Source organism: Anabaena azotica FACHB-119 (assembly GCF_014697625.1).
Classification (GTDB): Bacteria; Cyanobacteriota; Cyanobacteriia; order Cyanobacteriales; family Nostocaceae; genus Trichormus; species Trichormus azoticus_A.
Map to the genome: position 1 here is coordinate 48,670 of NZ_JACJSG010000039.1, position 23,617 is coordinate 72,286.

Annotated in this window: 19 protein-coding genes, 1 tRNA gene and 1 pseudogene; 5 read left to right on the forward strand and 16 right to left on the reverse strand. The window is 42.0% G+C overall.

What is annotated here, in order from left to right:
• Positions 1 to 91 precede the first annotated feature (91 nt).
• The 3 genes from H6G83_RS24460 to psbZ form a co-directional block, all read right to left on the reverse strand.
• Positions 92 to 163 (reverse strand) — tRNA-Gly (locus H6G83_RS24460).
• Between the two features lie 183 nt (positions 164 to 346).
• Positions 347 to 919 carry a 6,7-dimethyl-8-ribityllumazine synthase gene (gene ribH / locus H6G83_RS24465; RefSeq protein ID WP_190476748.1) on the reverse strand — a complete coding sequence of 191 codons (573 nt, stop codon included), beginning with the start codon at positions 917 to 919 and terminating at the stop codon, positions 347 to 349.
• A 192-nt stretch (positions 920 to 1,111) separates the two neighbouring features.
• A complete protein-coding gene (gene psbZ / locus H6G83_RS24470; RefSeq protein ID WP_190476750.1) occupies positions 1,112 to 1,300 on the reverse strand; it encodes a photosystem II reaction center protein PsbZ in 189 nt (62 codons plus the stop codon).
• A 231-nt stretch (positions 1,301 to 1,531) separates the two neighbouring features.
• On the opposite strand from psbZ, the gene H6G83_RS24475 reads away from it, so the two are divergent.
• The gene (locus H6G83_RS24475) at positions 1,532 to 4,237 is read left to right on the forward strand and encodes a CBS domain-containing protein (RefSeq protein WP_190476806.1); all 2,706 of its coding nucleotides are present in this window, start codon (positions 1,532 to 1,534) and stop codon (positions 4,235 to 4,237) included.
• 369 nt (positions 4,238 to 4,606) lie between these two features.
• On the opposite strand, the gene H6G83_RS24480 is transcribed toward H6G83_RS24475, so the two are convergent.
• Positions 4,607 to 5,752: an alanine--glyoxylate aminotransferase family protein gene (locus H6G83_RS24480; protein ID WP_190476752.1), complete on the reverse strand. Its 1,146-nt coding sequence runs from the start codon at positions 5,750 to 5,752 to the stop codon at positions 4,607 to 4,609.
• Positions 5,753 to 7,168: 1,416 nt separating this feature from the next.
• Between H6G83_RS24480 and H6G83_RS24485 the strand changes: the two genes are divergently transcribed.
• Together H6G83_RS24485 and H6G83_RS24490 are read left to right on the forward strand one after the other, a co-directional pair.
• Positions 7,169 to 9,895: a M10 family metallopeptidase gene (locus tag H6G83_RS24485; protein WP_190476754.1), complete on the forward strand. Its 2,727-nt coding sequence runs from the start codon at positions 7,169 to 7,171 to the stop codon at positions 9,893 to 9,895.
• Between the two features lie 408 nt (positions 9,896 to 10,303).
• Positions 10,304 to 11,134 carry a hypothetical protein gene (locus H6G83_RS24490; protein ID WP_190476756.1) on the forward strand — a complete coding sequence of 277 codons (831 nt, stop codon included), beginning with the start codon at positions 10,304 to 10,306 and terminating at the stop codon, positions 11,132 to 11,134.
• Positions 11,135 to 11,279: 145 nt separating this feature from the next.
• Here H6G83_RS24490 and H6G83_RS24495 read toward each other — a convergent pair.
• The 8 genes and pseudogenes from H6G83_RS24495 to petM form a co-directional block, all read right to left on the reverse strand.
• Positions 11,280 to 11,453: pseudogene (locus H6G83_RS24495) on the reverse strand (DUF4383 domain-containing protein); the annotation flags it as partial.
• A gap of 59 nt (positions 11,454 to 11,512) precedes the next feature.
• Positions 11,513 to 11,659, reverse strand: a complete 147-nt coding sequence (locus H6G83_RS35000; protein WP_206759001.1) for a CopG family transcriptional regulator — start codon at positions 11,657 to 11,659, stop codon at positions 11,513 to 11,515.
• A 196-nt stretch (positions 11,660 to 11,855) separates the two neighbouring features.
• Positions 11,856 to 12,251 (reverse strand): general stress protein, encoded by a 396-nt coding sequence (locus H6G83_RS24500; RefSeq protein ID WP_190476758.1) that lies wholly within the window; start codon positions 12,249 to 12,251, stop codon positions 11,856 to 11,858.
• Between the two features lie 647 nt (positions 12,252 to 12,898).
• Positions 12,899 to 13,984 (reverse strand): glycosyltransferase family 4 protein, encoded by a 1,086-nt coding sequence (locus tag H6G83_RS24505; protein ID WP_190476760.1) that lies wholly within the window; start codon positions 13,982 to 13,984, stop codon positions 12,899 to 12,901.
• 847 nt (positions 13,985 to 14,831) lie between these two features.
• On the reverse strand, positions 14,832 to 15,518 hold the full coding sequence (gene nblR, locus H6G83_RS24510) for a response regulator transcription factor NblR (RefSeq protein WP_190476762.1): 687 nt from the start codon (positions 15,516 to 15,518) through the stop codon (positions 14,832 to 14,834).
• Between the two features lie 133 nt (positions 15,519 to 15,651).
• Positions 15,652 to 16,569, reverse strand: a complete 918-nt coding sequence (locus H6G83_RS24515; RefSeq protein WP_190476808.1) for an NAD(+) kinase — start codon at positions 16,567 to 16,569, stop codon at positions 15,652 to 15,654.
• 141 nt (positions 16,570 to 16,710) lie between these two features.
• Positions 16,711 to 17,706, reverse strand: coding sequence for an SDR family oxidoreductase (locus H6G83_RS24520; protein ID WP_190476764.1), 996 nt, complete (start codon positions 17,704 to 17,706; stop codon positions 16,711 to 16,713).
• Positions 17,707 to 17,951: 245 nt separating this feature from the next.
• Positions 17,952 to 18,056: a cytochrome b6-f complex subunit PetM gene (petM, locus tag H6G83_RS24525; protein WP_190476766.1), complete on the reverse strand. Its 105-nt coding sequence runs from the start codon at positions 18,054 to 18,056 to the stop codon at positions 17,952 to 17,954.
• Positions 18,057 to 18,252: 196 nt separating this feature from the next.
• Here petM and pdxA point away from each other — a divergent pair, with 196 nt between their 5' ends.
• Positions 18,253 to 19,332 carry a 4-hydroxythreonine-4-phosphate dehydrogenase PdxA gene (gene pdxA / locus H6G83_RS24530; RefSeq protein ID WP_190476769.1) on the forward strand — a complete coding sequence of 360 codons (1,080 nt, stop codon included), beginning with the start codon at positions 18,253 to 18,255 and terminating at the stop codon, positions 19,330 to 19,332.
• 34 nt (positions 19,333 to 19,366) lie between these two features.
• On the opposite strand, the gene H6G83_RS24535 is transcribed toward pdxA, so the two are convergent.
• Positions 19,367 to 19,759 (reverse strand): ACP S-malonyltransferase, encoded by a 393-nt coding sequence (locus H6G83_RS24535; protein ID WP_190476771.1) that lies wholly within the window; start codon positions 19,757 to 19,759, stop codon positions 19,367 to 19,369.
• Positions 19,759 to 20,133 carry a DUF433 domain-containing protein gene (locus tag H6G83_RS24540; protein ID WP_190476773.1) on the reverse strand — a complete coding sequence of 125 codons (375 nt, stop codon included), beginning with the start codon at positions 20,131 to 20,133 and terminating at the stop codon, positions 19,759 to 19,761. Before H6G83_RS24540 ends, H6G83_RS24535 begins: the two co-directional genes overlap by 1 nt.
• A 420-nt stretch (positions 20,134 to 20,553) precedes the next feature.
• On the opposite strand from H6G83_RS24540, the gene H6G83_RS24545 reads away from it, so the two are divergent.
• Entirely contained in the window at positions 20,554 to 20,868 is a 315-nt protein-coding gene (locus H6G83_RS24545; RefSeq protein ID WP_242044788.1) for a hypothetical protein, read from the forward strand.
• 6 nt (positions 20,869 to 20,874) lie between these two features.
• Here H6G83_RS24545 and H6G83_RS24550 read toward each other — a convergent pair whose 3' ends face one another.
• Entirely contained in the window at positions 20,875 to 21,846 is a 972-nt protein-coding gene (locus H6G83_RS24550; protein WP_313936924.1) for a protein rep, read from the reverse strand.
• 633 nt (positions 21,847 to 22,479) lie between these two features.
• The gene (locus H6G83_RS24555; protein ID WP_190476779.1) at positions 22,480 to 23,193 is read right to left on the reverse strand and encodes a response regulator transcription factor; all 714 of its coding nucleotides are present in this window, start codon (positions 23,191 to 23,193) and stop codon (positions 22,480 to 22,482) included.
• Positions 23,194 to 23,617: the final 424 nt, after the last annotated feature.

Here is a 23,617-nt window from a genome sequence, read left to right on the forward strand (position 1 = left end):
GAGAAGCATAAAAACCTGTGCTTCTTTTACCTGTGCCTTGGTTAACTCATACCCACTAGGCTGGATAGTTTAACTTTAAGCTTTTTTCAAAAGCGGGTAACGCGATTCGAACGCGCGACATTCACCTTGGCAAGGTGACGCTCTACCACTGAGCTATACCCGCAAACCTCACATATATAAATATGTCAGATTGATTTTGATTTGTCAAGTGTTTCAACAAGTAAATTTTTCTGGTTGGGGAAGGGGAAAGGGGAAGGGGAAAGGGGAAAGGGGAAAGGGAATAAATGAACTAATGACCAATGACTAATGACCAATGACTAATGACTAATGACTATTGACTATTGACTTATCCCTCAGAAGTCTCTGCGGTGAAGTTACCGATGTTGGCGTTGGGGAAAGCGGCGGGAAGGGATTGGGGGCGGGGGTAGGGTTCTGCTAAGTTGGAACGTAACTGGCGCATGAGGCTAGCCATTTCTAGAGCATTCATGGCATAATCCCAACCGTGATTTGCCTTAATACCTGCTCTTTCCAGGGCTTGCTGCATGGTATCTACTGTCAAAATGCCGAAAATTACGGGTACTCCCGTCTGGAAACTAGCAGCCGCAATTCCTTTAGCTACTTCTGAGGATACATAATCAAAATGGGGTGTCTGTCCACGAATGACTGCGCCAAGGCAAATTACCGCATCGTAACGATGGGTAAGGGCTAGTTGACGAGCAACCAGAGGCACTTCAAAACTCCCTGGAACCCATACATAGTCTACCTGATTGCCTTGGGGATCAGGGTCTACACCGTGGCGTTTTAAGCAATCTTGGCATCCTTGCAGCAGCTTTGTGGTAACAAGGTCATTGAATCGACCAATCACTATGGCTAAACGCAACGGTTCTGTTTGAGTAAAGGTTCCCTCGAAAACTGCCATGTCTCTACCTGAAATTGACTACACTTCTGTCAATATACATTTCTTCTTGAAATATGTAAGAGCAGGAGGACACAATTAGGTAAGCACAATAAAAAACTGTGAAGTTTTTTTTGTATCTTATACCTGTAGTAGTGGCTCTCCTGCCCTGATTGTCTTAATATTGTTTAGCTAAATTTAAGACAAAGTACTTGCCTAAGCTACGAAAAAGTTTAACAACCCTACTAAAAATACTAGGGCGATCCAAACACCAGAACCTACCCAGAGGAGCTTTTTCGATTCCACCCAGTTTTGGGGGGTAGCATAAGCAACAGGTACACCGATAACCAGCACAAAAGATAGTAAAACCAGCGATACTAGAGCAAATTGGAATATTATGGTCATTTTGACTTCTCCCAAGACAGCGACATACTAAAGGAAGCACTAAAAATAGAATATCCTAACTGGCGACACTGACAGTTTTTCTTTGATTGTAAGCTAGCAGAAATTGCGACAATAAGTTAAATAGTCCATAGTCAATAGTCCATAGTCTATTGTCTCGGATTTTGTTTGCATAGCGCCTGACTGTTGACTAATGACTAATGACTGTTGACTAATGACTCTTGACTAATGACTATGGATTTAATTCTTTGCCACACTACAGCAGATTTTGATACCTTGGGCGCAGCCGTAGGGTTAACTTGTCTACTGCCGGGAAGTAAGATTGTGTTGACTGGGGGCGCACATCCGCCTGTGCGTGATTTTTTGGCGCTGCATCGGGATGAGTATCCTTTGATTGAAAGGCGTTCGGTAAATCCCGAAAAGATTCGCTCGCTGACGGTGGTGGATGCACAACAGCGCGATCGCCTGGGCAAACCTGCTGAATGGTTAGATTTATCCCAACTCAAAACAATTACAGTCTACGACCATCATATGGGGCAAACATCGGATATTCCGGCGACTGAGTTTCATATTGCTCCAGTGGGTGCAACTACGACGTTAATTGTGGAAGAATTACAACAGCAGCAAATCACTCTCAACTCCACCCAAGCGACGGTGATGGCTTTGGGGATTCATGTAGATACGGGTTCTTTGACCTATGACCAGTCAACGTCACGGGATGCTTTAGCTTTGGCTTGGTTGATGCAGCAAGGGGCTAGTTTATCGGTAATTTCTAGTTACCGCGACCCTGGTTTATCTCCCCAGTTACAGAAGCTATTAACAGAAGCATTGGAAAAATTGGAATATCTTTGCTTACGTGGTTATACTATTGCTTGGGTAACTTTACAAACGGATGGGTATGTCCCTGGGTTATCGAGTCTTGCGTCGCAACTGATAGAGTTGACAGAAATTGATGCTTTGCTGTTGGCAAACGAACATCCCTCAAATAAGGATGATTCGCGTTTTACGGTAATTGGGCGATCGCAAATTCCCGGTCTGCATCTCGACCAATTATTCCAAGCCTTTGGCGGTGGCGGTCATTCTCAAGCCGCATCCCTGAATTTACGCGGTGTCGATAGCCAAGATATCCTGCAACAACTCCTCAAGGGTGTCAAGGCGGCTATTCCCCATCCCCCCACAGCTAGAGATTTGATGTCTTCCCCAGTCCGCACAATTCGCCCAGAAACGACAATTGCCGAGGCACAGCGCATTTTACTACGTTACGGTCACTCTGGCTTATCTGTGGTTGATTCCCAAGGGCAATTAGTAGGGGTGATTTCTCGCCGCGATTTGGATATCGCCCTACATCACGGGTTTAATCATGCGCCAGTCAAAGGCTACATGACTACTGGTATCAAAACAATTGCTCCAGACACGACGTTGCCACAAATTGAGTCGTTGATGGTGACTTATGATATTGGGCGCTTGCCAGTATTGGAAAATGGGCAGTTAATAGGTATCGTGACTCGAACTGATGTGTTGCGGGAACTGCATCAAGGAGAGGGCAGGGCAGAGGGGCAGAGGGGCAGAGGGACGGAAGATACTGTGAAGTTTTCTAGCTTAGGACAATTGCGCGATCGCCTCAATCCCCAACTTTGGCAATTACTTACCAATGCTTCCCAAGCCGCCGAGGCTAGGGGTTGGCATTTGTATTTGGTGGGTGGTGCGGTGCGAGATTTGCTGTTGGCGGAAGCCGCAGCCCAGACTCTGATGATTACCGATATTGACCTAGTAGTTGATGGTTTCCACAAATCGGCTGATGTGGGTGCAGGTGTGGAACTAGCAAAGGCACTGCAAGAAATTTACCCAGCCGCCCGTTTGGAAATTCACGGGGCTTTCCAAACTGCTGCTTTATTGTGGCACAAAGACCCAGAGTTAGATTCATTATGGGTAGATATTGCCACAGCCAGAACAGAATTTTACCCTTACCCAGCCGCAAATCCCGAAGTTGAAGCTAGTTCCATCCGTCAAGATTTATACCGTCGCGACTTTACCATCAACGCCCTCGCCCTGCGCCTCACCCCTCCCCGCGCAGGTGATTTACTCGATTTCTTCGGCGGTTTATTAGATTTAAAAGCCAAGCAAATCAGAGTTCTCCACGCCAATAGCTTTATCGAAGACCCCACCCGGATTTATCGTGGTGTGCGCTTTGCGGTGCGTTTTGGATTTACCATTGAACTGCGTACCGAAGAATACATCCGCTATGCAATTAATAGTGGCGTTTACGATCGCACCGCCCAAACTAACACCAAAACCCCAGCCCTGCAAACTCGCCTCAAGACGGAATTAAAGCATATCTTAGAAGCGCCATATTGGCGATCGGCTTTACAGTTACTTGATGATTTAGGTGCTTTGCAGTGCATCCATCCCACCCTCAGTTTAGATGGTGAACTTAAACGTCAACTACGTTTGTTAGAACGCTGTTTACAACGATTTGCACCGCAGCCAAATTTGATTCCTTGGCAAATGCGCTTAGAAGTTATCATTGCCCACCTCGCAGCAAAGTATCGCGCCAAAGTCGCAAAAAATCTGCAATTACAGGAGGATAGTATTGGACGTTTGCAAAACTTAGCTACTGCTGATGCAGATGTTAGGGAATTTTTACCTCAATGTCAAAGTCCTAGTCAAGTAGTCAAGTTACTACGCAAGTACGACCAGGAGATGTTAATTTTAATTGCTTTGCTAGGTCAGCGCAGCATCAGAAGGCAAATATGGTATTATTTAACAGTTTGGGCTAATATTCAACCAATTTTAAATGGTAATGACCTGAAGAAATTGGGATATAAACCAGGGCCGCAGTATAAACAAATGTTAGATGATATATTAGCGGCAACCTTGGATGGATGGATTAGCGATCGCGCACAGGTAGAAGAGTTTTTGTCACAGCATTATCCTCTTTAACAGTGAACAGTGAACAGTAAACAGTTATCAGTTAAATACTTTAGTGCAACACCATACCAATTGGTGGAAGGAGTAGAGAGGTGCTTCTTTATCCCCCACTATACGTCCTGGCTGACTGATAACTGATAACTGATAACTGATACAGCAATTTCGCTATTCGTGAAATACTGTAGAGACGTTACATATAACGTCTCTACGGTTTTGGGTTTTACGCTTGTACCTGATTTACCCAAAATATGCTGTATAGCAGTAGCGACATAGGTTAGAACATAGATGAATCATACAATCTTGATAGCAAGCAGTTTGTGAGGCTGTCCCCTGTCCCCTGTCCCCTGTCCCCTATCCCCTGCTATAACTACTCCCTATTGCCTAACTTAAAACTTGCTGTAAAGCGGGAACCAATTGGTCTACGCTTTCTTTACGACTATTGTAACCCATTAATCCCACACGCCAGACTTTACCAGCTAGTTCACCCAATCCTCCGCCGACTTCAATGTTATGTTCATTGAGTAACTGACGGGCTACAGCTTTACCATCAACCCCGTCGGGAATGCGGACTGTGGTTAAGGTTGGTAGTCTGTATTCCTTCTCAACGTGCAGACTTAAACCTATATCTTCTAATCTTTCCCACAGATATTCTACATTCTTTTGATGACGTTGCCAGCAGTTTGCTAGTCCTTCTTGGGCAATTAAACGCAATGCTTCCCGCAAAGCATAATATAAATTAATCGGGGCTGTGTGGTGATAGACGCGCTCATTACCCCAATATTTACCCAGCAAGTTCATATCTAAATACCAGTTTGCCACCTTGGTGCGTCGTCGTTGCAACTTCTCAACCGCACGGGGACTCATGGTAAAGGGTGAAGCGCCTGGAGGACAACCCAAACCCTTTTGACTGCAACTGTAGGCTAAGTCAACGCCCCAAGCATCCAAAAAGATGGGAACACCGCCTAAACTGGTGACAGTATCGATCAGTAGCAGTGTATCAAATTCTCGACACAATTCACCCACACCTTCCAAGGGTTGACGCGCACCTGTGGAAGTTTCGGCGTGAACTAAGGCGAGAATTGCTGGGCGATGGGTTTCTAATGCGGTGCGGAGTTCTTCCAGGGAAAAGACTTGTCCCCAAGGTTTGTTAATGGTGCGGACATCTGCACCATATCGCCCAGCCATATCCACCAGACGATTACCAAAATAACCCGCAACACCAATCAAAACCACATCACCGGGTTCTACAGCATTGGCGATGGTAGCTTCCATTGCGGCTGTCCCTGTACCACTCACCGCAATGGTGAGGGGGTTTTCTGTTTGCCATACGTAGCGCAGTAAGGACTGAATTTCGTCCATCAATGCGAGGAAAGCCGGGTCAAGATGTCCCACTGGTGAGACATTCATCGCTTGCAGGACTGCGGGATGGGCATTTGATGGCCCTGGCCCCAATAGCAGACGGGAGGGAACTTCTAGCGGTTCTAGTTGTAAGCGTTGATTGTCATTGATTGAGATTATCTGCGTCATAGCGATCGCCTATATAATACTTACCGCATCATAAAGCGATCGCATCACCCATGTTTTATTTTGCCTAGAGAATTATTTCTCAGTTAGTATTGGCGTGACCAGACCAGGACTTACGCAACTGGCACTTGGGGTAGGGTGCGTCAGATGTGGAAAATCCTTGCATATGTACCACATTATTGGGGCTGACGCACCCTACAGTTACTTTGATGATGACACTTGCCTCAGTCAAACAGACTAAACTTGTGCATTAGCTAAAAATCTCTCATCTTGCTTATCGGCGTTCGTCGGCGGTTTTTACCAAAATCCTCTCAAATTTATCTTTTTATCTTTTCTTTATAAATTAGCTCTAGCCTTTGGAGCATAAGCTCTTAGAGGTTGTTTGAAAAGTGATTGGCTGTGATATTGAACATTTTATCATCCCTTCTAGCCCCCATTAAGAGGAGGAAAAGATCAATTTATACTTCCTTTTTTCATGTGGAATTTAGGTAATTATCAAATGTTTAGCTACTAATAACAAGATGTTTAAAACATCATCTTATTGTTTGGATATCTGATAGCTAGAATATTGTTAATAGCTGTATTAACTAATTTTTTTGCTCAAATTTTTATAAAATTGACGAATTTAAGAATTTTTGTTAAATTCATAATCTATAAAGCAAATATCCAATTATATTTGTTCTACGGTATAAAAGTTTTTATGCCATTATCTACTTTGTATTGTTTCGTCAGGTTAAATCATGATTCAGGTCACATCACCTAATATTTTGGCACTGGACGATATTGCCTATTTTATTTAGGTTCACATTTTATTATCGTCCTTGAATGATTAAACATTAACCGCAAATAGATAATTTTTGGTGCAATTATGCGAATGCAGTTTTCGCATATAAATTCTGTGTAATATAGGCAAAAATCCATCTGATAAGGTGAAGAGATAACTGTGAAAATGCCGAAGATATAGCATCTTCGAGCCAGTTTTTTTCATCTATAGTGCAAAAGATTCCCTACATATGTTTGCTCGTGCTGTAGTTTTAGTAAGTTATGAAGATGCCTTAAAGCAGTGTCTATTTGTGGGAGATGATAATTAAGAGCAAAGCTATGTAATACAGCCTTCATACATAGCTTTTAAACAAATCAAGCGCTTCAAAAAAGAGAGTATTAACCAATGGAAAGGTAAAACTTGTTTTCTCCTAGCAGCAATACAAATAAAATTTGATTTTGATAAGTTAAGAACCAATGTTTAACATTAGTTAAATGTTGTTGCACTACCCTATCTTATTTAAGTCTCTGTGGATACTGAGATTAGGTAATCTATTTCGGCATTCAAAATTTTATTGATGTCGTTTCTGAGGCGAAGAGAAATTTAACTAATTCATTGCCTGACCATTCCAACTTGAGATTTGGGAGTAATTAACTATGCCTTATAAACTTCTTAAAACACTTCTGCAAGAGCAAACTCTTACCGATGTAACTTCTAGAGTTGAGAACTACCTCTACAACGAGCAGAAACCCTTGTTAACAGATGGTAGTGCTGATGTTGAAACTTTTGTCCCCATTACCTTGAGACAATCAAGAAATTCCAGCCGACCAGGTGTCACATTGCCGTCTGATATCAACATATCTGCGGGGCTAATCTCGTCAGGAAACGCAAACTTGCTGACAAAATCAGATAGCTTTGGCATCCCTACACCAGCAACAACCGTCAGCGCAACTTACGACAATAACATTGATGGTTTATTGAGCGGGGTTAAATGGTCATCTACCTCAATCAGCTTTAGTTTCACCGACAGCATCAATGACTATGAGCTGGGTTATACAGACCGTGCATCTCATGCAATTAGCTTCCAAAAGTTAAACCTAACTCAGCAAGCTGTTGCAAGAAGATGGATAGGCTCTGGAGGAGAGTTTTACAATATCTCCCTTCTCTCGCCCTTTGAACTGACCGGTACAAGCGATCGCGATGCTACTATTCGCATGGCAATGTCTAGTGTACCGAACACAGCTTTTGCCTATTACCCAAATAGCTCTTATGTGGAAGGCGGCGACGCATGGTTTAATCCCAACAGTTACAACAATCCCGTCATTGGTAACTATGCTTATCACACCTTCGGACACGAGCTTGGTCATGCACTAGGACTCAAGCATGGTCAAGAGCTTGGCGGTGTTCGCAATGTCGCTATGAACTCTGACCGTGACTCAATGGAGTTCTCAATTATGACCTACCGTTCTTACGTAGGTCATGATTTGAATGCTCTACCCTACTACACCAACGAAACTTGGGGATATGCACAGTCGTTAATGATGTATGACATCAGAGCGATTCAACAAATGTATGGTGCATGGTTTGGGTATAACTCCACCAACACAACCTACACCTTTTCAACTACCACCGGAGAAATGTTCATCAACGGCGTTGGACAAGGTACACCTGGTGCAAACCGCATCTTCCGCACCATCTGGGATGGTAACGGGATTGATACTTACGACTTCTCAAACTACACCACTAACCTATCAATCAACCTAACGCCCGGTGGTTGGACAGACCTCGACGTTGGTGGTAATTTCCAACGAGCAATGCTTAACGCTGGCTATGGTGGTATCACCCGATATGCCAGAGGCCATGTTTTCAACGCGCTTCAGTACAACGGTGATGTCCGCTCACTGATCGAAAACGCCAACGGTGGCTCCGGTAACGACACAATTATTGGTAACATTGCTAACAACGTCCTCAACGGCAATGGTGGTAACGACACTATTAACGGTGGTGCGGGAGCGGATACCACCAATGGCGGCAGTGGCAACGATCGCATCATTGACGATGATGCTGTCAGCTTTGATATTCATGACGGTGGAGATGGTATTGACACGATTGATTACTCTCAAATTACCTTCGCGTCAGGAGTGGTTACTATCAATCTCGCAACTAGTACCACCTCAGTTACTGGTGGAAACACTGAAACAATTCGCAACTTCGAGAACGTTGAAGGTAGCCAAGGTGGTGAAACCATTATTGGTAACAGTGCTAACAATGTCCTCAACGGTAATGGCGGCAATGATATTATTGACGGTGGCGCTGGCAACGACACTATTAACGGTGGTGCTGGCGTTGATACTACTAATGGCGGACTTGGCAACGATCGCATCATTGATGATGATGCTGTCAGCTTTGATATTCATGATGGTGGAGATGGTACGGACACGATTGATTATTCCAAAGTTACCTTTGCGTCAGGAGTAGTCACTATTAATCTGGCAACCAGTACCACCTCAGTGACTGGTGGAAACACTGAAACTATTCGCAACTTTGAGAACGTTGAAGGTAGCCAAGGTGGTGAGACCATTATTGGTAATAGTGCTAACAATATCCTCAATGGTAATGGCGGCGATGACACTATTAACGCTGGTGCGGGAGTTGATACCACTAATGGCGGCAGTGGCAGCGATCGCATCATTGACAATGATTTTGTCAACTTTGATATTCATGATGGTGGCAGTGGTACTGACACGATTGATTACTCTCAAGTTACCTTCGGGTCAGGAGTAGTTACTATCAATTTGGCGACCAGTACAACCTCGGTTGCGGTTACTGGTGGTAATACTGAAACAATTCGTAACTTTGAGAACGTTGAAGGTAGCCAAGGGGGTGAAACCATTATCGGTTCCTCTGGTAACAACCTCCTCAAGGGCAATGGCGGCAATGACTTGATTAACGGTGGTGCTGGGAATGACACTTTAATCGGTGGTGATGGTAATGACTCTCTCGTAGGTGGCACTGGTAAAGATACTTTAACTGGTGGCAGTGGGTTTGATAAATTCATCTACAATGCCCTGAACGAATCTTTATTAGCCAGCTATGATGTCATAACTGACTATGTGAGTGGAGAGCAAATTGATGCTATTAGTTCTATCTTTGCTGTAACACTCAATAGTTCTGTTGGTAATGCTGCTAGTTTAAGTGCATCAGCTATCTCTACTGTACTAACTACTGGTGTGTTTACTGCCAACAGTGCTAAAGCATTTACCGTTACCGGAATGAACGGAACTTTCATCGCTTTGAATAACTCAGTTTCTGGCTTTGATTCTGTAAATGACTCCATCCTATTCCTACAGAATTATACACTGGGGTCTGTTTCTATTGTTTAACGTGAGTTCGACCAGCGTTGTTTTGACCTCACCCCCAACCCCTCTCCTACGAGGAGAGGGAGGTTGGGAGGGAGAGGTTCATCGAACTCACGTTTGTTTAGAGGAGGTTAATTGCCGATAGGCGTTATACTCAATTCTCTGAGAAGCTGCAACAGATAAATTCTGTAGAGACGTTGCCTGCAACGTCTCTACAACAAATTGCATCTTCATAAAGAAACGGTATTAAAAGTTAAAGTAGGGTGGGTATACCTCATCCTACAATTACTTATCGTAAATAAAAGGGTTTAAGACCCCTACGTCTATACGTAGTATCAGTTTCATTCGGGGTTTAAATCCCCGACTGTTCGCGTAGCGTGCCGTAGGCAAAATGTCTTTAATGCGCGAATGCGCGAATTGTTAATATGGTCAATGGCACACAATAGATATTTTAAAAAGCATCAGTTGGTAATTATCTGTTTTACGGCTTGTATAGTTACTTTATTAGCTGTTTCTAAACCGTTAGCTCAAGAAATATCCCAGTACCTAAACGAAGATGTCCTCATGACCAATCAATCAGAATTGCCAAATAATGCTCAGTTGTATCCATTTTCGAGCAATCAAAATCGGGTAATTCATTTGTATGCAGATGAATTTGATTTTCAATCTCATCTGGAATTTCCATCTTCAGTCAAAACAAATCCAGTTAAATATGCAGAGTCTATTACCCAGGATAATCAGGGAGCTATTGATATTATTTTGATCAATGAGGGTAATACCACCAAATATCTGTTTAAAGTTACCAGTATACCTAAACAGCAATGTACATCAGACGCGACTAGCTCATGTCAACCAAGAACAGCAATTCAACCAGCCAGAGGTAATGTTGCGGATATTCAAGTTGTACTTTCAGGAAGTAAATTGTTGCCAGGAACCTATAGCTTTGGCAAAGACCAAGCAATACCTGTAGAAGATTTCATGATTAACTCACGTCAACTATACTCAGACTCTTCTCATGGTAAGCTAGGCTGCCAAACATGGGGAGTAGGAGCGATCGCTGTTAAAAAGGCTATTTATAACGTGAATGACAAGCTAGAATATCTTGAAGTCAGCTTGTTTCGAGTCTGCGAAGAAACAGCACCTTTTCCACCCACATTATCACAGGACAATGTTTTGCAAGCGGAAGTGGAAAACATCAAAAAATACACTTACCATGCGTCTTGGCGTTGTCATCTAAAAGTTGTGGCAGAAGGTTCACTCTGAAAATGAAGACGAAAAATCAAGGGTTTGGGCAAGGGTATAGGGGTATAGGGGTGTAGGTGTTCAAAACCGTGACCCCCCTATACCCTCACACCCTTACACCCTTACACCCAATCCCAACAAACAATCTTGGTGCGTAAGTCCTAAGTTATGAAGAAACTTCTTCGCCAACACTAACACCCTTGACTTTAGGAGGTACTATGAAGCCATAATAGAAGGCTGCAAGTGCTGCTAGGGCATTAAACCAAACATTGTTACCAAACAGAGGCATTAATCCAAAAGATGTTTTGGCGAAGGGTAATAATCCCATGATTGCCAACAAGGTATTATAAAACTTCACTGAAAATATAATCAGATATAAACAGATGTAATCAAATTCAATTAGGAGTCTTTAAGGTTTCTAACCAATTCTCTAATTACGTCTGTTTTCTCTCTACCATATTTTTTATAAAACTCCTCCAATATTTCAACTTCGTACTGACTAAAACCAACCGAGATACGCTTAACAGTCCATTTACCTCCTGCCATAATTTGCACCTAAATGAGCTATTATAGATGTTAATATCATGGTCGTAGCTATGCAGTTAGTAGAAAAGCATTTAATTAAAAAGTCTCATAAATTTTATAAAGAACTAGATAATTTCCAACGCTCAAGACTTTAAACCAATTTTAATTTGTGGCAAGGCAATAAAATCATGTAACCAACAGTACAACAAATGCAAGGCTAAATTACAACTAATGCGTTGACTAGATTCTGTGTGGCGGCTGCACTCACAGCCACACCGCCAATGCTAGATACCAATGCTACACCCACAGAACCTGCTGCTAATACTGTGCCTAAACCTGGAAGTGCTAAACTGCTCAAACCGATTAACAGTGTACCCCAGCTAGTGGCGGATAGGGTATCGCCGATCGCACCTGTTGTATCTACGTTCTCTTTACCGATGCGATCGCTTGTTTGCACTTCTTGTTGCAAGTTCTCGGTTCTTTCTGCATCCTTAGCAATAACCGAGATTTTTTCTGTAGGAAAGTTTGCCGCTTTCAAGTCATGAATTGCTTGCTCAATTGCCTGAGATTTTGCAAATACACCTATGCCATGTTTCAGTATTGCGGTTTCCATAGTTTGTGCTTTCCCAATAACAGCTAAAGACTAATTAACAATTCGCGCATTCGCGCATTAAAGACATTTTGCCTACGGCACGCTACGCGAACAGTCGGGGATTTAAACCCCGACTGAAACTGATACTAGGTATAGACGTAGGGGTCTTAAACCCTTTTATTTACGATAAATTATTTTAAAATACTCAAATTGAGCAATAATTCATTAAGTTAATTACAACAATTAGCTGCTAATTTTGTCTTCTAACCAAAGATATTTTTTTTACTAAAACCACAGCATATTTATTTATAACTTTAGGTATAGGTGATAGGGAACAGGGGACAGGTGAGTCCAGTCCTGTAGGCGGGTTTCCCGCCGTAGGGAACTGGCGAACCCGAAGGGGAACAGCAGAGAAAGTATAACAATTCCCTGATAGGTTAGGACACCGACTAAGCATAAAATGCCTATAAGAACTGGCTTAACTCACATCTTGCACCACTCTCTTATTGACAAAACAACAGTCCCAAAAGCTTATTATTTCGTAGGTTGGGGAGTGCAGGGAGCCACCTACTTATTGAGAAGGTGCAACATATGAATTAAAAGACTGTAACCTGTAACCTATCCCCTGTCCCCTATCCCCTGTCACCTGTCCCCTGTCCCCTACTTGACTATCTGCGACTAACAGTCAAACCAACTGTACTGCGGTGATATCCGTTTTTAGCAAAGCGCTGTTGGAGAATTTGCCGATAAACTTCTTCGTAGCCTTCTGTCATGGCTTCCATGCTAAAACGATTCTGCACATACTGCCGACAAGCATAACGGTCTAATTCGGGAACTTTAGCGATCGCACTGATGCACTCTTCTACATTACTGCATAGGAAACCTGTTTTACCTTGGGCTACCACTTCTGGAGTCGATCCCAGTCTCATCGCAATTACTGGTGTACCTGATGCCATTGACTCTACCATGACTAACCCGAATGGTTCCCTCCAGGTGATGGGGAACAAGGTAGCGACAGCACCTCCCATCATGGCATTTTTTTGTTGATGATTTGCTTCACCTAAATACTCTATTTGCTTACCATCAATAAAAGGTTTAACTTGTTTAGCAAAATATTCTTGATCAACAAGGTCTATCTTACCCGCCATTTTCAAACGCCAGCCTGTTTTTTTCGCAATTTCTATCGCTAGATGCGGGCCTTTTTCTGGAGACATTCTGCCCAAAAATGCTAAATATGGCGGTTCCTCTGGTTGGGGATAAAATTTATAGCTACTAACATCAATACCGTTATAAACAGTGCTGACATAATTCAGCCCTAATTTAGTTTCCCTTTGTGCATCGGAAATACTCACATAAGGCTGAAATTTGGCATATTGAAACATTTTTTCGTTATCAGGAGTAAAAACTCCATGTAAGGTGTGAACTGTGGGAGTTTTCACTAGCTTTGCATAGGGTAACGATGCACAACCCATGTGTGAGTGAATAATATCAAACTCGTCTGCACGTTCATATACTGTACTTAATTGCAGCATTTCATAAATATTATATTCCTTCACAGTGGAATCAAGTCTTAGCGCACGGGGATGAACGGATACTAGCTTTGCCAAACTGATAGAGTCCCCCGTAGCAAACAATGTGACTTCATGTCCGCGTCGGACTAACTCATCTGTTAGTAACCCCACCACTAACTCTATACCACCATAAGCTGGCGGGGGTACTCTCTCCCATAATGGAGCGACTTGAGCAATTCGCATCACAAACCTCCTACAAACTAAGATTTGAATTCGGTGTGTTTGTTTTATGTTTCAAGAGTGCTTATATTTAAGCATGTTTGCACAAAAAACTAGTTTTTCACACCAAGTTAAAAATTAATTACTAAAATTAATTACCTCTAAATAATATGTTTTATATTTCTTGCTTCCTGTCTATCTTTATAGAGAATTTTCCCTATTCCCAAGAGGTAAACTTTATTTTATGATTCATATATTATGTACTGTTAATAAGCAGCTAAAATTATTTTATGACTTTGAGTGGTAAGGGGAAGGTTTCATACTGTTGTTGATTTTTTTGTTAACGGGATTGAATCCATGATTGATGTCCACCTACTTAACTATTAGCAATCAATCAAAGCATTAAGAGATGATTTATAAAGTAAACCTTAAATTGTCGGGTGCGTTAAAGCAGCGCTTAACGCACCGTATTTGCTGGTGCGTTACGGCTAATTTCTCATTTCGCCAACGCTCAAATCCTGACATAGCCGTAACACAACGGCAATAAAGCTCTAGGAATATCCACACCGCTTTTTGCCTCCCCTACTTATACCGTTTCTTGATGAAGATGCACTTTATTCTGCGCTGTAGAGATGGGCATGCCAATCTCTACATTGTTTATTCGGCGCAACTTCATGGAGAATTGGTATTAATATTTACTTTATAAATAGCCTCTAAGAAGATAGAGCAGGGAAAAGGGAACAGGTTTAGAAGGCTTTTTGTATATGGCTTTGTTCTGAAAATTTGTACCTTTAAAACAAATCTCCCACTTGTTGAAGAGTGGGAGTGTTTAAGTATAATATGTAATTTGCATTATGTTGAATTTGAATTTTTAAGATTCCCTAAGCACATAACCAACGCCTCGCACCGTCTGAATTAGGCGTTTTTGACCTTCATCTTCAATTTTTAGGCGTAGATAGCGAATGTAAACTTCAATCACGTTAGACTCACCCATAAAATCGTAACCCCAGACATTTTCTAGAATTTGTTCGCGGGTTAATACTTCACGGGGATGTTCCATTAAGTACTTGAGGAGTTCAAATTCTTTCATTGTTAGGTCGATGTTTCGTCCACTGTATACAGCACGGCGATTAGCTAAATCTAAAACTAAATCACCAAAGCGTAACTGTTCTGTGGTATCGACATCCGGTTTTAAATAAAGACGAATCAGTCTTAAAAAGTCTTCTGGACGGTAAGGTTTAAGTATATAATCGTCGGCTCCCGCTTCTAAACAAGCAACCCGATCATCAACTGTATCTCTCGCCATTAATACTAGCACTGGCGATCGCACTCCCGTATTCCTTAAATTCTTACACAATGACAACCCTGATTCACCCGCCAGCATTCTATCTAACACCACTAAAGCAGGCTGGCGATCGCGACAATATTGTAAACCAGTAGTCGCATCATTAGCTAACAGAGGTTCATAACCAGCCTCTTGTAAATCAAAAGACAATTGATTCGCCAGGCTATCATCAGTTTCGATCACCAAAACACAAGGGCTATGAGTAGCTATCATAAGATTTTGGTATATGGATGTTTAATTGTATAGCCAATGACTGGGGATTGGGTGTGTCAGTGAACAGTAAACAGTTATCAGTTATCAGATGATGTTCACTAATAACTGATAACTGTTTACTGATAACTGATAATTAAGGCAATTCTACCGAAGTTGGTTTAGCGATGTGGGGTAAACCCCAACCGAGTTTTTCTCGCAAGATACGGAAAAATTCTGGTGGTTGGAGGCGGATGAATTTGACGCTGTATTGCGATCGCTCTAAATATACTCGATCCTCTGGGAAAACGTAACAGCCGCCATTACCATCTACTACCATCACTAACCGGGGAATGTTCACCGGATAAATATTTACTGGCTCTGTATCAGGAAATACCAAAGCTCTGGAAGCTAGGGAGTGGGGACAAATAGGTACTAGCTGTAATACTGGTACACCGGGAGTTATGACTGGCCCGCCTGCACTTAATGAGTAAGCTGTAGAACCAGTGGGTGTAGAAACAATTACCCCATCTGCGGCAATATCTACTGGTGCGTGACGACCTACAGCTATCTCAAAATGGCACATGGAAGTTAATGGTTCACGGTGGAGAACCATTTCGTTTAAACATAGCGCCTCCCAAAGTACCGACTCTCCTCGCAGCACTTTGACGGTGAGCATGGCTCGTTCTTCAATTTCAAACTCACCTGCGATCGCCTGTTCTATGGCTTGGGGTAATTGATTCAGGTAGGTTTCTGTCAAAAACCCCATGTGTCCTGTATTTATTGCCAAAATCGGAATCCCGCAAGGAGCTACTTGACGCGATGCTGCCAATACAGTACCATCGCCCCCCAGAACTATGGCGAATTTCATCTCCGAATCAAAACCAGGGGGTGTCATAGCATCCAGTGGGGTATGACATACGGGGCTTTCAGGACTAGAGTAGCCCAATATACCACCGACGCTAGAGGTGATACACACATCCCAACCAGCTGCGGTGAGCTTGTCTTTTAACTCGATCGCCACACGACTGGCGATCGGTTTAATGTCGTTATATATAATGCCTGCTTTCGGCACAGTCAAATATCCAAGTTTAAGCGATGCTGTGTTTTCTGTAATCGTTACACATTTTGGATCACCAGTCATTAGTTTAGAGTCAAAAGTCTATAGTCCATAGTCCATAGCACAAATTGATCACCAATGACCGATGACTAATGACTATTGAGTATTAACTTTTTTAAAGGGAGTTTTCTTTGTTTTCTGCTTTTTAGTTTTAGTTTTAGTTTTTTCGTAATCCAACTCTTTCAGTTTCTTGAGAATACGACCGAAATACTCTTGGAGATAGCTTTCTAAAGTGGTGGTTTGTTCTTTCTCTAACCCAAATACTTTATACACGTCATCCATTGGCCCATCTAGTGGTCTACCACTGGCTAACACTTCTGTAAATGCTAGTCTGTCGGCTACATTCCATCCCCACTGAAAGAATCTAGCTACGCGGCGCACGGCTCGTAGTAAATTGATCGGCATTCGCCTAACTTTAGCTTCTTTCCCAGACAAGCGCTCACACAGACTGATAATTTCTTGCGCACTCCAAGCACGAGTACCTACCACTGGGAAAGTTTGTTTTTCTGTTTCTGGTACGCTCAAGGCACGTACAGCAAACTTGGCAATGTCTAAGGTGTCCATATAAGCCACTGGGGAAGACTCACCAGTTACCCAAACGGGTTGTCCTTCTAAAATGGGGATGCCATATTGACCAATTAACCCCTGCATGAAGCCAGCCAAGCGCAAAACGGTGTAATTTATGCCAGATTCAGCTAAAAATAACTCTGTACACCGCTTAATTTCCATCAGGGGGACTTCTGGATATTTATCGGCATCAATTATAGAAAAGAATATAAAACGCTCTACACCCGCAGCTTTTGCCGCTTGAATTAAGGCTACTTGCCCTTCCCAGTCTACCTGCTTAATGGTGAGTGAATCGGTAGCGCGAGAGGTTGCCGCATCAATTACTGCTGTGACACCTTCTAACGCTGCTGCGAGGGTTTGGGGTTGACATAAATCGCCTCTGACGAGTTCGGCTCCCCATTCTTTTAAAAAAGCTGCTCTTTTGGCACTTCGGACAAGACAGCGTACCTTGTATCCCTCATCGATCGCACGACGAGCCACTTGTCTTCCTAAGGTGCCAGTGGCACCGACTATTAATAATGTCATGAGGGTTGTAACAAATGTTAAATTTTTATGAAAAGAATCTTAACAGAATTATATCTGTAAATTAAAGCTCCAACGGTTTTAAGTAACAGAATTGACTGCAAAATCCTGAAAACAGCGTTGTCCGGTGCAGCCACAGGTGCGGGATGAAGCGCCGGGTGGACTGTTCCCGCAGGGGTTGCCGGACAAGCTATCTTTTCAATGAGAGCCAAGCTTCTCATCTAGTGAAAACAGGCTGATACAGGGAATTACTCTTCTGAACCCTGAATTTTTAGCAATAAAGTACCCAAGGCCCAGCCGACGAAGATTAAGCCGAAGGACAACAAAGCTGCATTAACTAGTTCGGCGCTCATTGATGTGAGTCTCCTTGACAAATAGATTTTTAGTTTTTGGTCTAATTCAAGCGAAAGAGTCATGAGTGCTGAGTTTTGAGCAAGATACTTTTCGTCTGCATTAAACCTGTGTAAATAATTTTAAACTAGTTTTGATAGCCAATCTCTATTTTTGGCAGATGGGATCAATCCATAAACTATATAATAACTTAATTATATGTACCAATTAAATCAAAATGAGACAGTAAATATACTTGATAAACATCGCCCGCGTTTAGCGCTGACACTGGGAGACCCGGCAGGTATCGGGATGGAGGTGATTTTGAAAGCTTTGGCTGACTCAGCATTTAGTCAAAACTGCGACATAACTGTAATAGGTAATAGAAATCTGCTGCTAGAGACTTATAAACAACTAAGTTCGACTGATACAGCATCTTTGGCTAATCCTGCCTTCATAAAAGTTATTGATGTGCCTGTTGAGAGGGAGATTACGGGACAGATTATTGTGGGGACTGGTAACGCGGCTAGTGGTGCGGCGAGTTTTGCTTATATGGAATATGCGATCGCCCAAACTCTAGCGGGGGAATTTGATGCTATTGTTACAGCCCCCATAGCTAAATCTGCTTGGAAAGCCGCAGGCTATAATTACCCAGGACAAACGGAACTGTTAGCCGAAAAGGCTGGTGTTGACCGTTTTGGGATGTTATTCGTGGCGCGATCGCCCTATACTGGTTGGATAATGAGAGCTTTACTCGCTACTACTCATATCCCTTTACGTGAAGTAGCAGATACGCTGACACCGCAATTGTTGACGAAAAAATTAGATTTGCTGGTGGAATGTTTAGAGAAAGATTTTGGACTGAGTAGTGGGAGAATTGCGATCGCAGGTTTAAATCCCCACAGTGGCGAACAAGGTCAACTGGGAACTGAGGAAATCAATTGGTTAATTCCCTGGTTGGAAGCAGAACGGCAAAAACGCCCTAATTTCCAGCTAGATGGGCCGATTCCTCCTGATACAATGTGGGTCAAACCTGGTCAAGCTTGGTATGGTAATGCTGCGGTGAATCCTGCTGATGCTTACTTGGCACTGTACCACGACCAAGGTTTAATTCCCGTCAAGTTGATGGCTTTTGACCGTGCTGTAAATACTTCCATTGGTTTACCCTTTGTCCGCACCTCACCCGACCACGGAACAGCCTTTGACATTGCGGGTAAAGGTGTCGCTGATGCTACTAGTATGAAGGAGGCGATCGTTTTAGCTGCTGAGTTGGTCAGTCAACGGTTGGGTGTTAAATAATTAAGTCGGCTTATTAAATATGGCTGTACTATTGCTACGGAATAAATAGTCTACCCACACCTAAGTAATTGTCAATATAAAACACAATCTCTATCAGGCTATCAACACACTGTTCTCGATACTCTCGCTCAACTATACGATCTACATTTCCCAGCGTCACCACAGGTAAGGAGATTGGGAGATTCTCTTCTCTTATCACCTGCTCTAGAGAATCTTCTCCCTTCATACTACGATTTGCTGTCAATAAAACCATCTGCTTTTCTTGAGCAAATCGCCAAACCATGCGATCGTTACTATCTATTGGCAATTCCACTTCATCAAAAGACACAAAACGAATAGGTAAAATATCCAGCCATCCTCCAGTAGTTAGGCTACCAAAAAGCATAAGAGCTTGTCCTTCAATATTGTGGTCTATGAGAAAAATCATTAATTTGAACTGGCTCGTTTAGCTTTGCGTGCCTGTAATTTTTCCCAAGCTGCTTTATACTCAGCTTTTGGTGTTAATTTGTCAACATCAGCTAAACGCTTTTTGTTTTGTTCTTCCCAATATTCACGAATCTCTTGAGCCTGTTGTAATACGCTTTGATATTCTGCTTCTACTTCGGCGCGATGAGTTTCAATATAAGACATTGCTTCTCTAAACTGCTCATTGGTAATGTAGAAATAATTGCGGATTAAATCAGGTGTATAACCTTGATGGATGTAGTCCATTAGCTGATACAAAGTTATGCGTGTACCTGCAATTGTTAGTCCGCGTTCTGTGCGAATAATGGCTGATTCATCAGTAGATATTGGCGACATATACTATATTAATTTGAATGTTATTTTTATTATATTGTATATAAATTTTATTGTTTGAGCAGATTTTTTACAGCTTATTTAGTTAATAACTAGTTGAATATCGAAGATATTTTTCACCTTCAAGAGAAGGTAATTAACATCCTCGCTGTCCCAGTTTTCCTCTCGGTTGACTGGGATTTTGCTTTTTGTACCTCGGCTTTTGATCGCTTCGCGCAGCCTTATTGAATTATTACCATTTCATATACTCTCGCTGTCCCAGTTGTCCCCTCGGTTGACTGGGATTTCGCGTTTTGTTCCCGAAACGAGGCTAACGCCTAAAGATGGTGAGGTTAAATAAGTCTTTTCGTGCTTAGTGTTGGTTTATTTTTCTGTTTTCTTCGGGTTGAAGAATGTTGAGTTCTCAAAATAATGAGGTTAATGATGTCTCCTGAGTTTTTGATTAATTTGCGTGTAGTTCCTGGTGTTCCTCTTGGACGTATTTTTGTTCCTAATTCCTATTTAACTAAGCGGAACTTCTTAAACTGGTATAGCTCGGTCGAAATTTATCGCGTAACTTACTGTCGAAGTGGAAATGTCATCTGGTTTTTCGCTCCTATTTCTGAGTATCGTCGTCTTGCTTCTACTTACCCACATCATCGTCATTCTGCTTATACTCATTATCTCCTCCATTCAGCTTCTACATTCTTTAGAAGTCTGAAACCACCATATCTGCCTGATGATGAGTATCTTAACTAACCTTCGTTACCCCTCTATCTTGTACTTACGTGATTTGCGATCCCATCTGAAAGACACGGTTTGTTGATTCGCCTTATCTATCTCTTCACCGCAATTAATCAGGTCTTGGTTACTCTCCTCTAACTCCCGCATATAATGCCTGAGTATACCCCCAACAGCGATCGCTCTGGTTTTATGCAACTGGCGGGTTAACTCTAAAAACCATTCCCTATCAGCGATTAAGTCCGATTCTTTTACCTGATACTTAAGAATTTCGGGTATGAGTATTGTGGGGTCATGTCGTTTGGCGATCGCGCTAATATGAACTACAGGCTGGTAATCAACTCGTAAGCATTGCTGCCATAATCCAGTCCATTTGGCTTGAGACAAGTAGCCATGACTGAAATATGAAGGCTGTACCATCGCCAGAATATGTAAATGTGGATGTGCAGATACTCCATCCCTACCCTTAGTTACTTCTAGCGATTTTACCCAACCTTTAGCAGGCCATGCTTTCAATTCAGTTAGCCGCTTAAAAGCCTTGTTCATCTGATCCAAGGTTTTTCTTAGTTCCCAAATCTGACAATTCCTGACTGTTAAGGTAATGAATAGCCAACGGTACTTGGGGTAATCTGTAACAACCTGTGGTATAATCTTGTATGCTTTAGCTTTCCACATGAGCGATCGCCGCCACTGACAAACCGGACAGTGACGAACCCTGCAAAATCTAGTATGCGATAACTTGAGTTTGAGAATCCCATCTGCTTGTTCCGGTGATAGTTGAAACTCCAAAAACTCCGAACATATTTTGATTCGCCAAGCGTAATTATTTAACTCATCATCACTTGCTGTAGCATAATAATTAGAAATCCTTTCGGCATTAGCTCTATGTTGCTCCCAAGTTTTCCCTATATTGCTAATGTCGCTTAAATTAATGGAATTTCGATGCTTTAGCAACAACAAATTAACAACATTTCTATCTGAAGCTTGAGCAGACACAAACACCTTGCATTTTGTTTGGTGAATCAATTCAAACTATAGCAGTAGTCACATAGGTTAGGACATAGATGAATCAGACAATCTTTATAGCAAGCAGCTTTTGAGGCTGTCCCCTGTTCCCTATCCCTTGTCATAACATCAATTAAAACAGCAAACCACAGTGAAAATACCTCCCCCAATATTGGGAGAGGTATTGCTGTCAGGATATAGTAAGGGTGTACTTCACATATAGCAGTTGACAGATAGTAATCATAAAATCCTAATTTTATGAGACTTTTCAGCCTCTTCCTATCCCCTGCCATACTTGAAATCTGCTGTACTTATTGCAAGTATAGAGTACAAATTATCAAACCAGCCTGACTTAATTTCTACCATAAATGCGGCATTTTATTAAAAATTGGCTATTTTATTTCAAGGAAGATAAAAAAGATTGTTTTACTTGAATACTGTACTCAAAGCCTTGGATTTACAACCGATTATAAGAGCGAAATCAACATAGCAAAGAGATAATTATTGATTGCAAGTATCAAAAAAGAGAATCTCAATCTACGGTCAGATTATAAATAGCTAGCTACACCCTGATAATCTTGCTTAAATTAACTTATGGATATGGTAAACTCTTGTTTTTAAGCTCTAAGTTGTAGCTTCCGGTATTTCAAACTTGTAACCGTAACCACGAACAGTCTTAATAAACTCAGGAACACTAGTATCAGCTTCTAGCTTTTTACGTAGCTGACCGATGTGTACATCCACTACTCGTCCATCTCCTACATAGTCACAACCCCAAATTTTTTGAATTAACTGGGGACGACTCCAAGCTTGACCAGGATGACTGGCTAAGAAATGTAGAATATTGAATTCTAAAGCGGTGAGATTGAGAGGCTTTTCATTAAGTGTAACTTCTCGTCCTTCCGGGTTAATTGCTAGTTGCTTGAATATCAAACGTTGTGAAGGAGAAGGCTTAATCGAGCGTACACGTCTTAAAAGAGCTTGTACCCGCACTTCAATTTCAGCCAAGCTGAAGGGTTTAGTAATGAAGTCATCAGCACCAGCCGCCAAGATTTTGATCTTATCAGCTTCCTCAGTTCTGCCGGTGAGAATCATTACCAAGACGTTATTGCGACTTTGCATTTCTTGACAAAGATTGTAGCCACTGGTGTCGGGAAGATTCCAGTCAAGAATGACTAAAGCTGGGTTAAATTGCTCAAACAACGACAAAGCTGTTTTACCATCAGCCGCAGACTCTATTTGATATTTGCGGCTTAAAAAGCGATATATAAGGTTACGGACTCCAAAATCGTCGTCTACAACCAAAATTTTGGGATTTGTAGCGGAAAGCGTCACCATACTGTTTTAGCGATTGTTATAGCCTATTGTTGATCTAGCGTTTTGCTATTGGTAATGCCCCTAACACGACAGACAACCGTTAAGGTGACTGTGTTATGAGCGTTTCTGGAAGATAGCGTTCATATCGGTCTACCTTCCAGTGAGTACGTAAACCGATAGTAGCTGGCAGCTAAACATTATCGTTGTATTACTTAGCTACATTTAATTTTCCATTAAATTTATGAAAAGTTCAGCCATGATTATGCTTACAAACTGTATAACTTTTGTATAACTTTGGTATGTTTTTATCTTTGGGTTGTAAAATGATAAATCTTCACAGTTAAGAGAAGTTGATTTTTTTAAGTGTGTTCCCTGATTCGCCGAGCTTCTCTAAATAAAATTGATGGGCTTGATAACAAGGCTAAACAACAATTCTAGTCATCAT

Bases quoted from the DNA above. Each gene is read 5' to 3' on its own strand.
- H6G83_RS24545 (WP_242044788.1), top strand. From the start codon at position 20,554: ATGTCTCCTGAGTTTTTGATTAATTTGCGTGTAGTTCCTGGTGTTCCT.
- H6G83_RS24475 (WP_190476806.1), top strand. From the start codon at position 1,532: ATGGATTTAATTCTTTGCCACACTACAGCAGATTTTGATACCTTGGGC.
- pdxA (WP_190476769.1), top strand. From the start codon at position 18,253: ATGTACCAATTAAATCAAAATGAGACAGTAAATATACTTGATAAACAT.
- H6G83_RS24555 (WP_190476779.1), bottom strand. From the start codon at position 23,193: ATGGTGACGCTTTCCGCTACAAATCCCAAAATTTTGGTTGTAGACGAC.
- H6G83_RS24535 (WP_190476771.1), bottom strand. From the start codon at position 19,759: ATGATTTTTCTCATAGACCACAATATTGAAGGACAAGCTCTTATGCTT.
- H6G83_RS24490 (WP_190476756.1), top strand. From the start codon at position 10,304: ATGGCACACAATAGATATTTTAAAAAGCATCAGTTGGTAATTATCTGT.
- psbZ (WP_190476750.1), bottom strand. From the start codon at position 1,300: ATGACCATAATATTCCAATTTGCTCTAGTATCGCTGGTTTTACTATCT.
- H6G83_RS24480 (WP_190476752.1), bottom strand. From the start codon at position 5,752: ATGACGCAGATAATCTCAATCAATGACAATCAACGCTTACAACTAGAA.
- H6G83_RS24500 (WP_190476758.1), bottom strand. From the start codon at position 12,251: ATGGAAACCGCAATACTGAAACATGGCATAGGTGTATTTGCAAAATCT.
- H6G83_RS35000 (WP_206759001.1), bottom strand. From the start codon at position 11,659: ATGGCAGGAGGTAAATGGACTGTTAAGCGTATCTCGGTTGGTTTTAGT.
- H6G83_RS24485 (WP_190476754.1), top strand. From the start codon at position 7,169: ATGCCTTATAAACTTCTTAAAACACTTCTGCAAGAGCAAACTCTTACC.
- H6G83_RS24540 (WP_190476773.1), bottom strand. From the start codon at position 20,133: ATGTCGCCAATATCTACTGATGAATCAGCCATTATTCGCACAGAACGC.
- ribH (WP_190476748.1), bottom strand. From the start codon at position 919: ATGGCAGTTTTCGAGGGAACCTTTACTCAAACAGAACCGTTGCGTTTA.
- H6G83_RS24505 (WP_190476760.1), bottom strand. From the start codon at position 13,984: ATGCGAATTGCTCAAGTCGCTCCATTATGGGAGAGAGTACCCCCGCCA.
- petM (WP_190476766.1), bottom strand. From the start codon at position 18,056: ATGAGCGCCGAACTAGTTAATGCAGCTTTGTTGTCCTTCGGCTTAATC.
- H6G83_RS24520 (WP_190476764.1), bottom strand. From the start codon at position 17,706: ATGACATTATTAATAGTCGGTGCCACTGGCACCTTAGGAAGACAAGTG.
- nblR (WP_190476762.1), bottom strand. From the start codon at position 15,518: ATGATAGCTACTCATAGCCCTTGTGTTTTGGTGATCGAAACTGATGAT.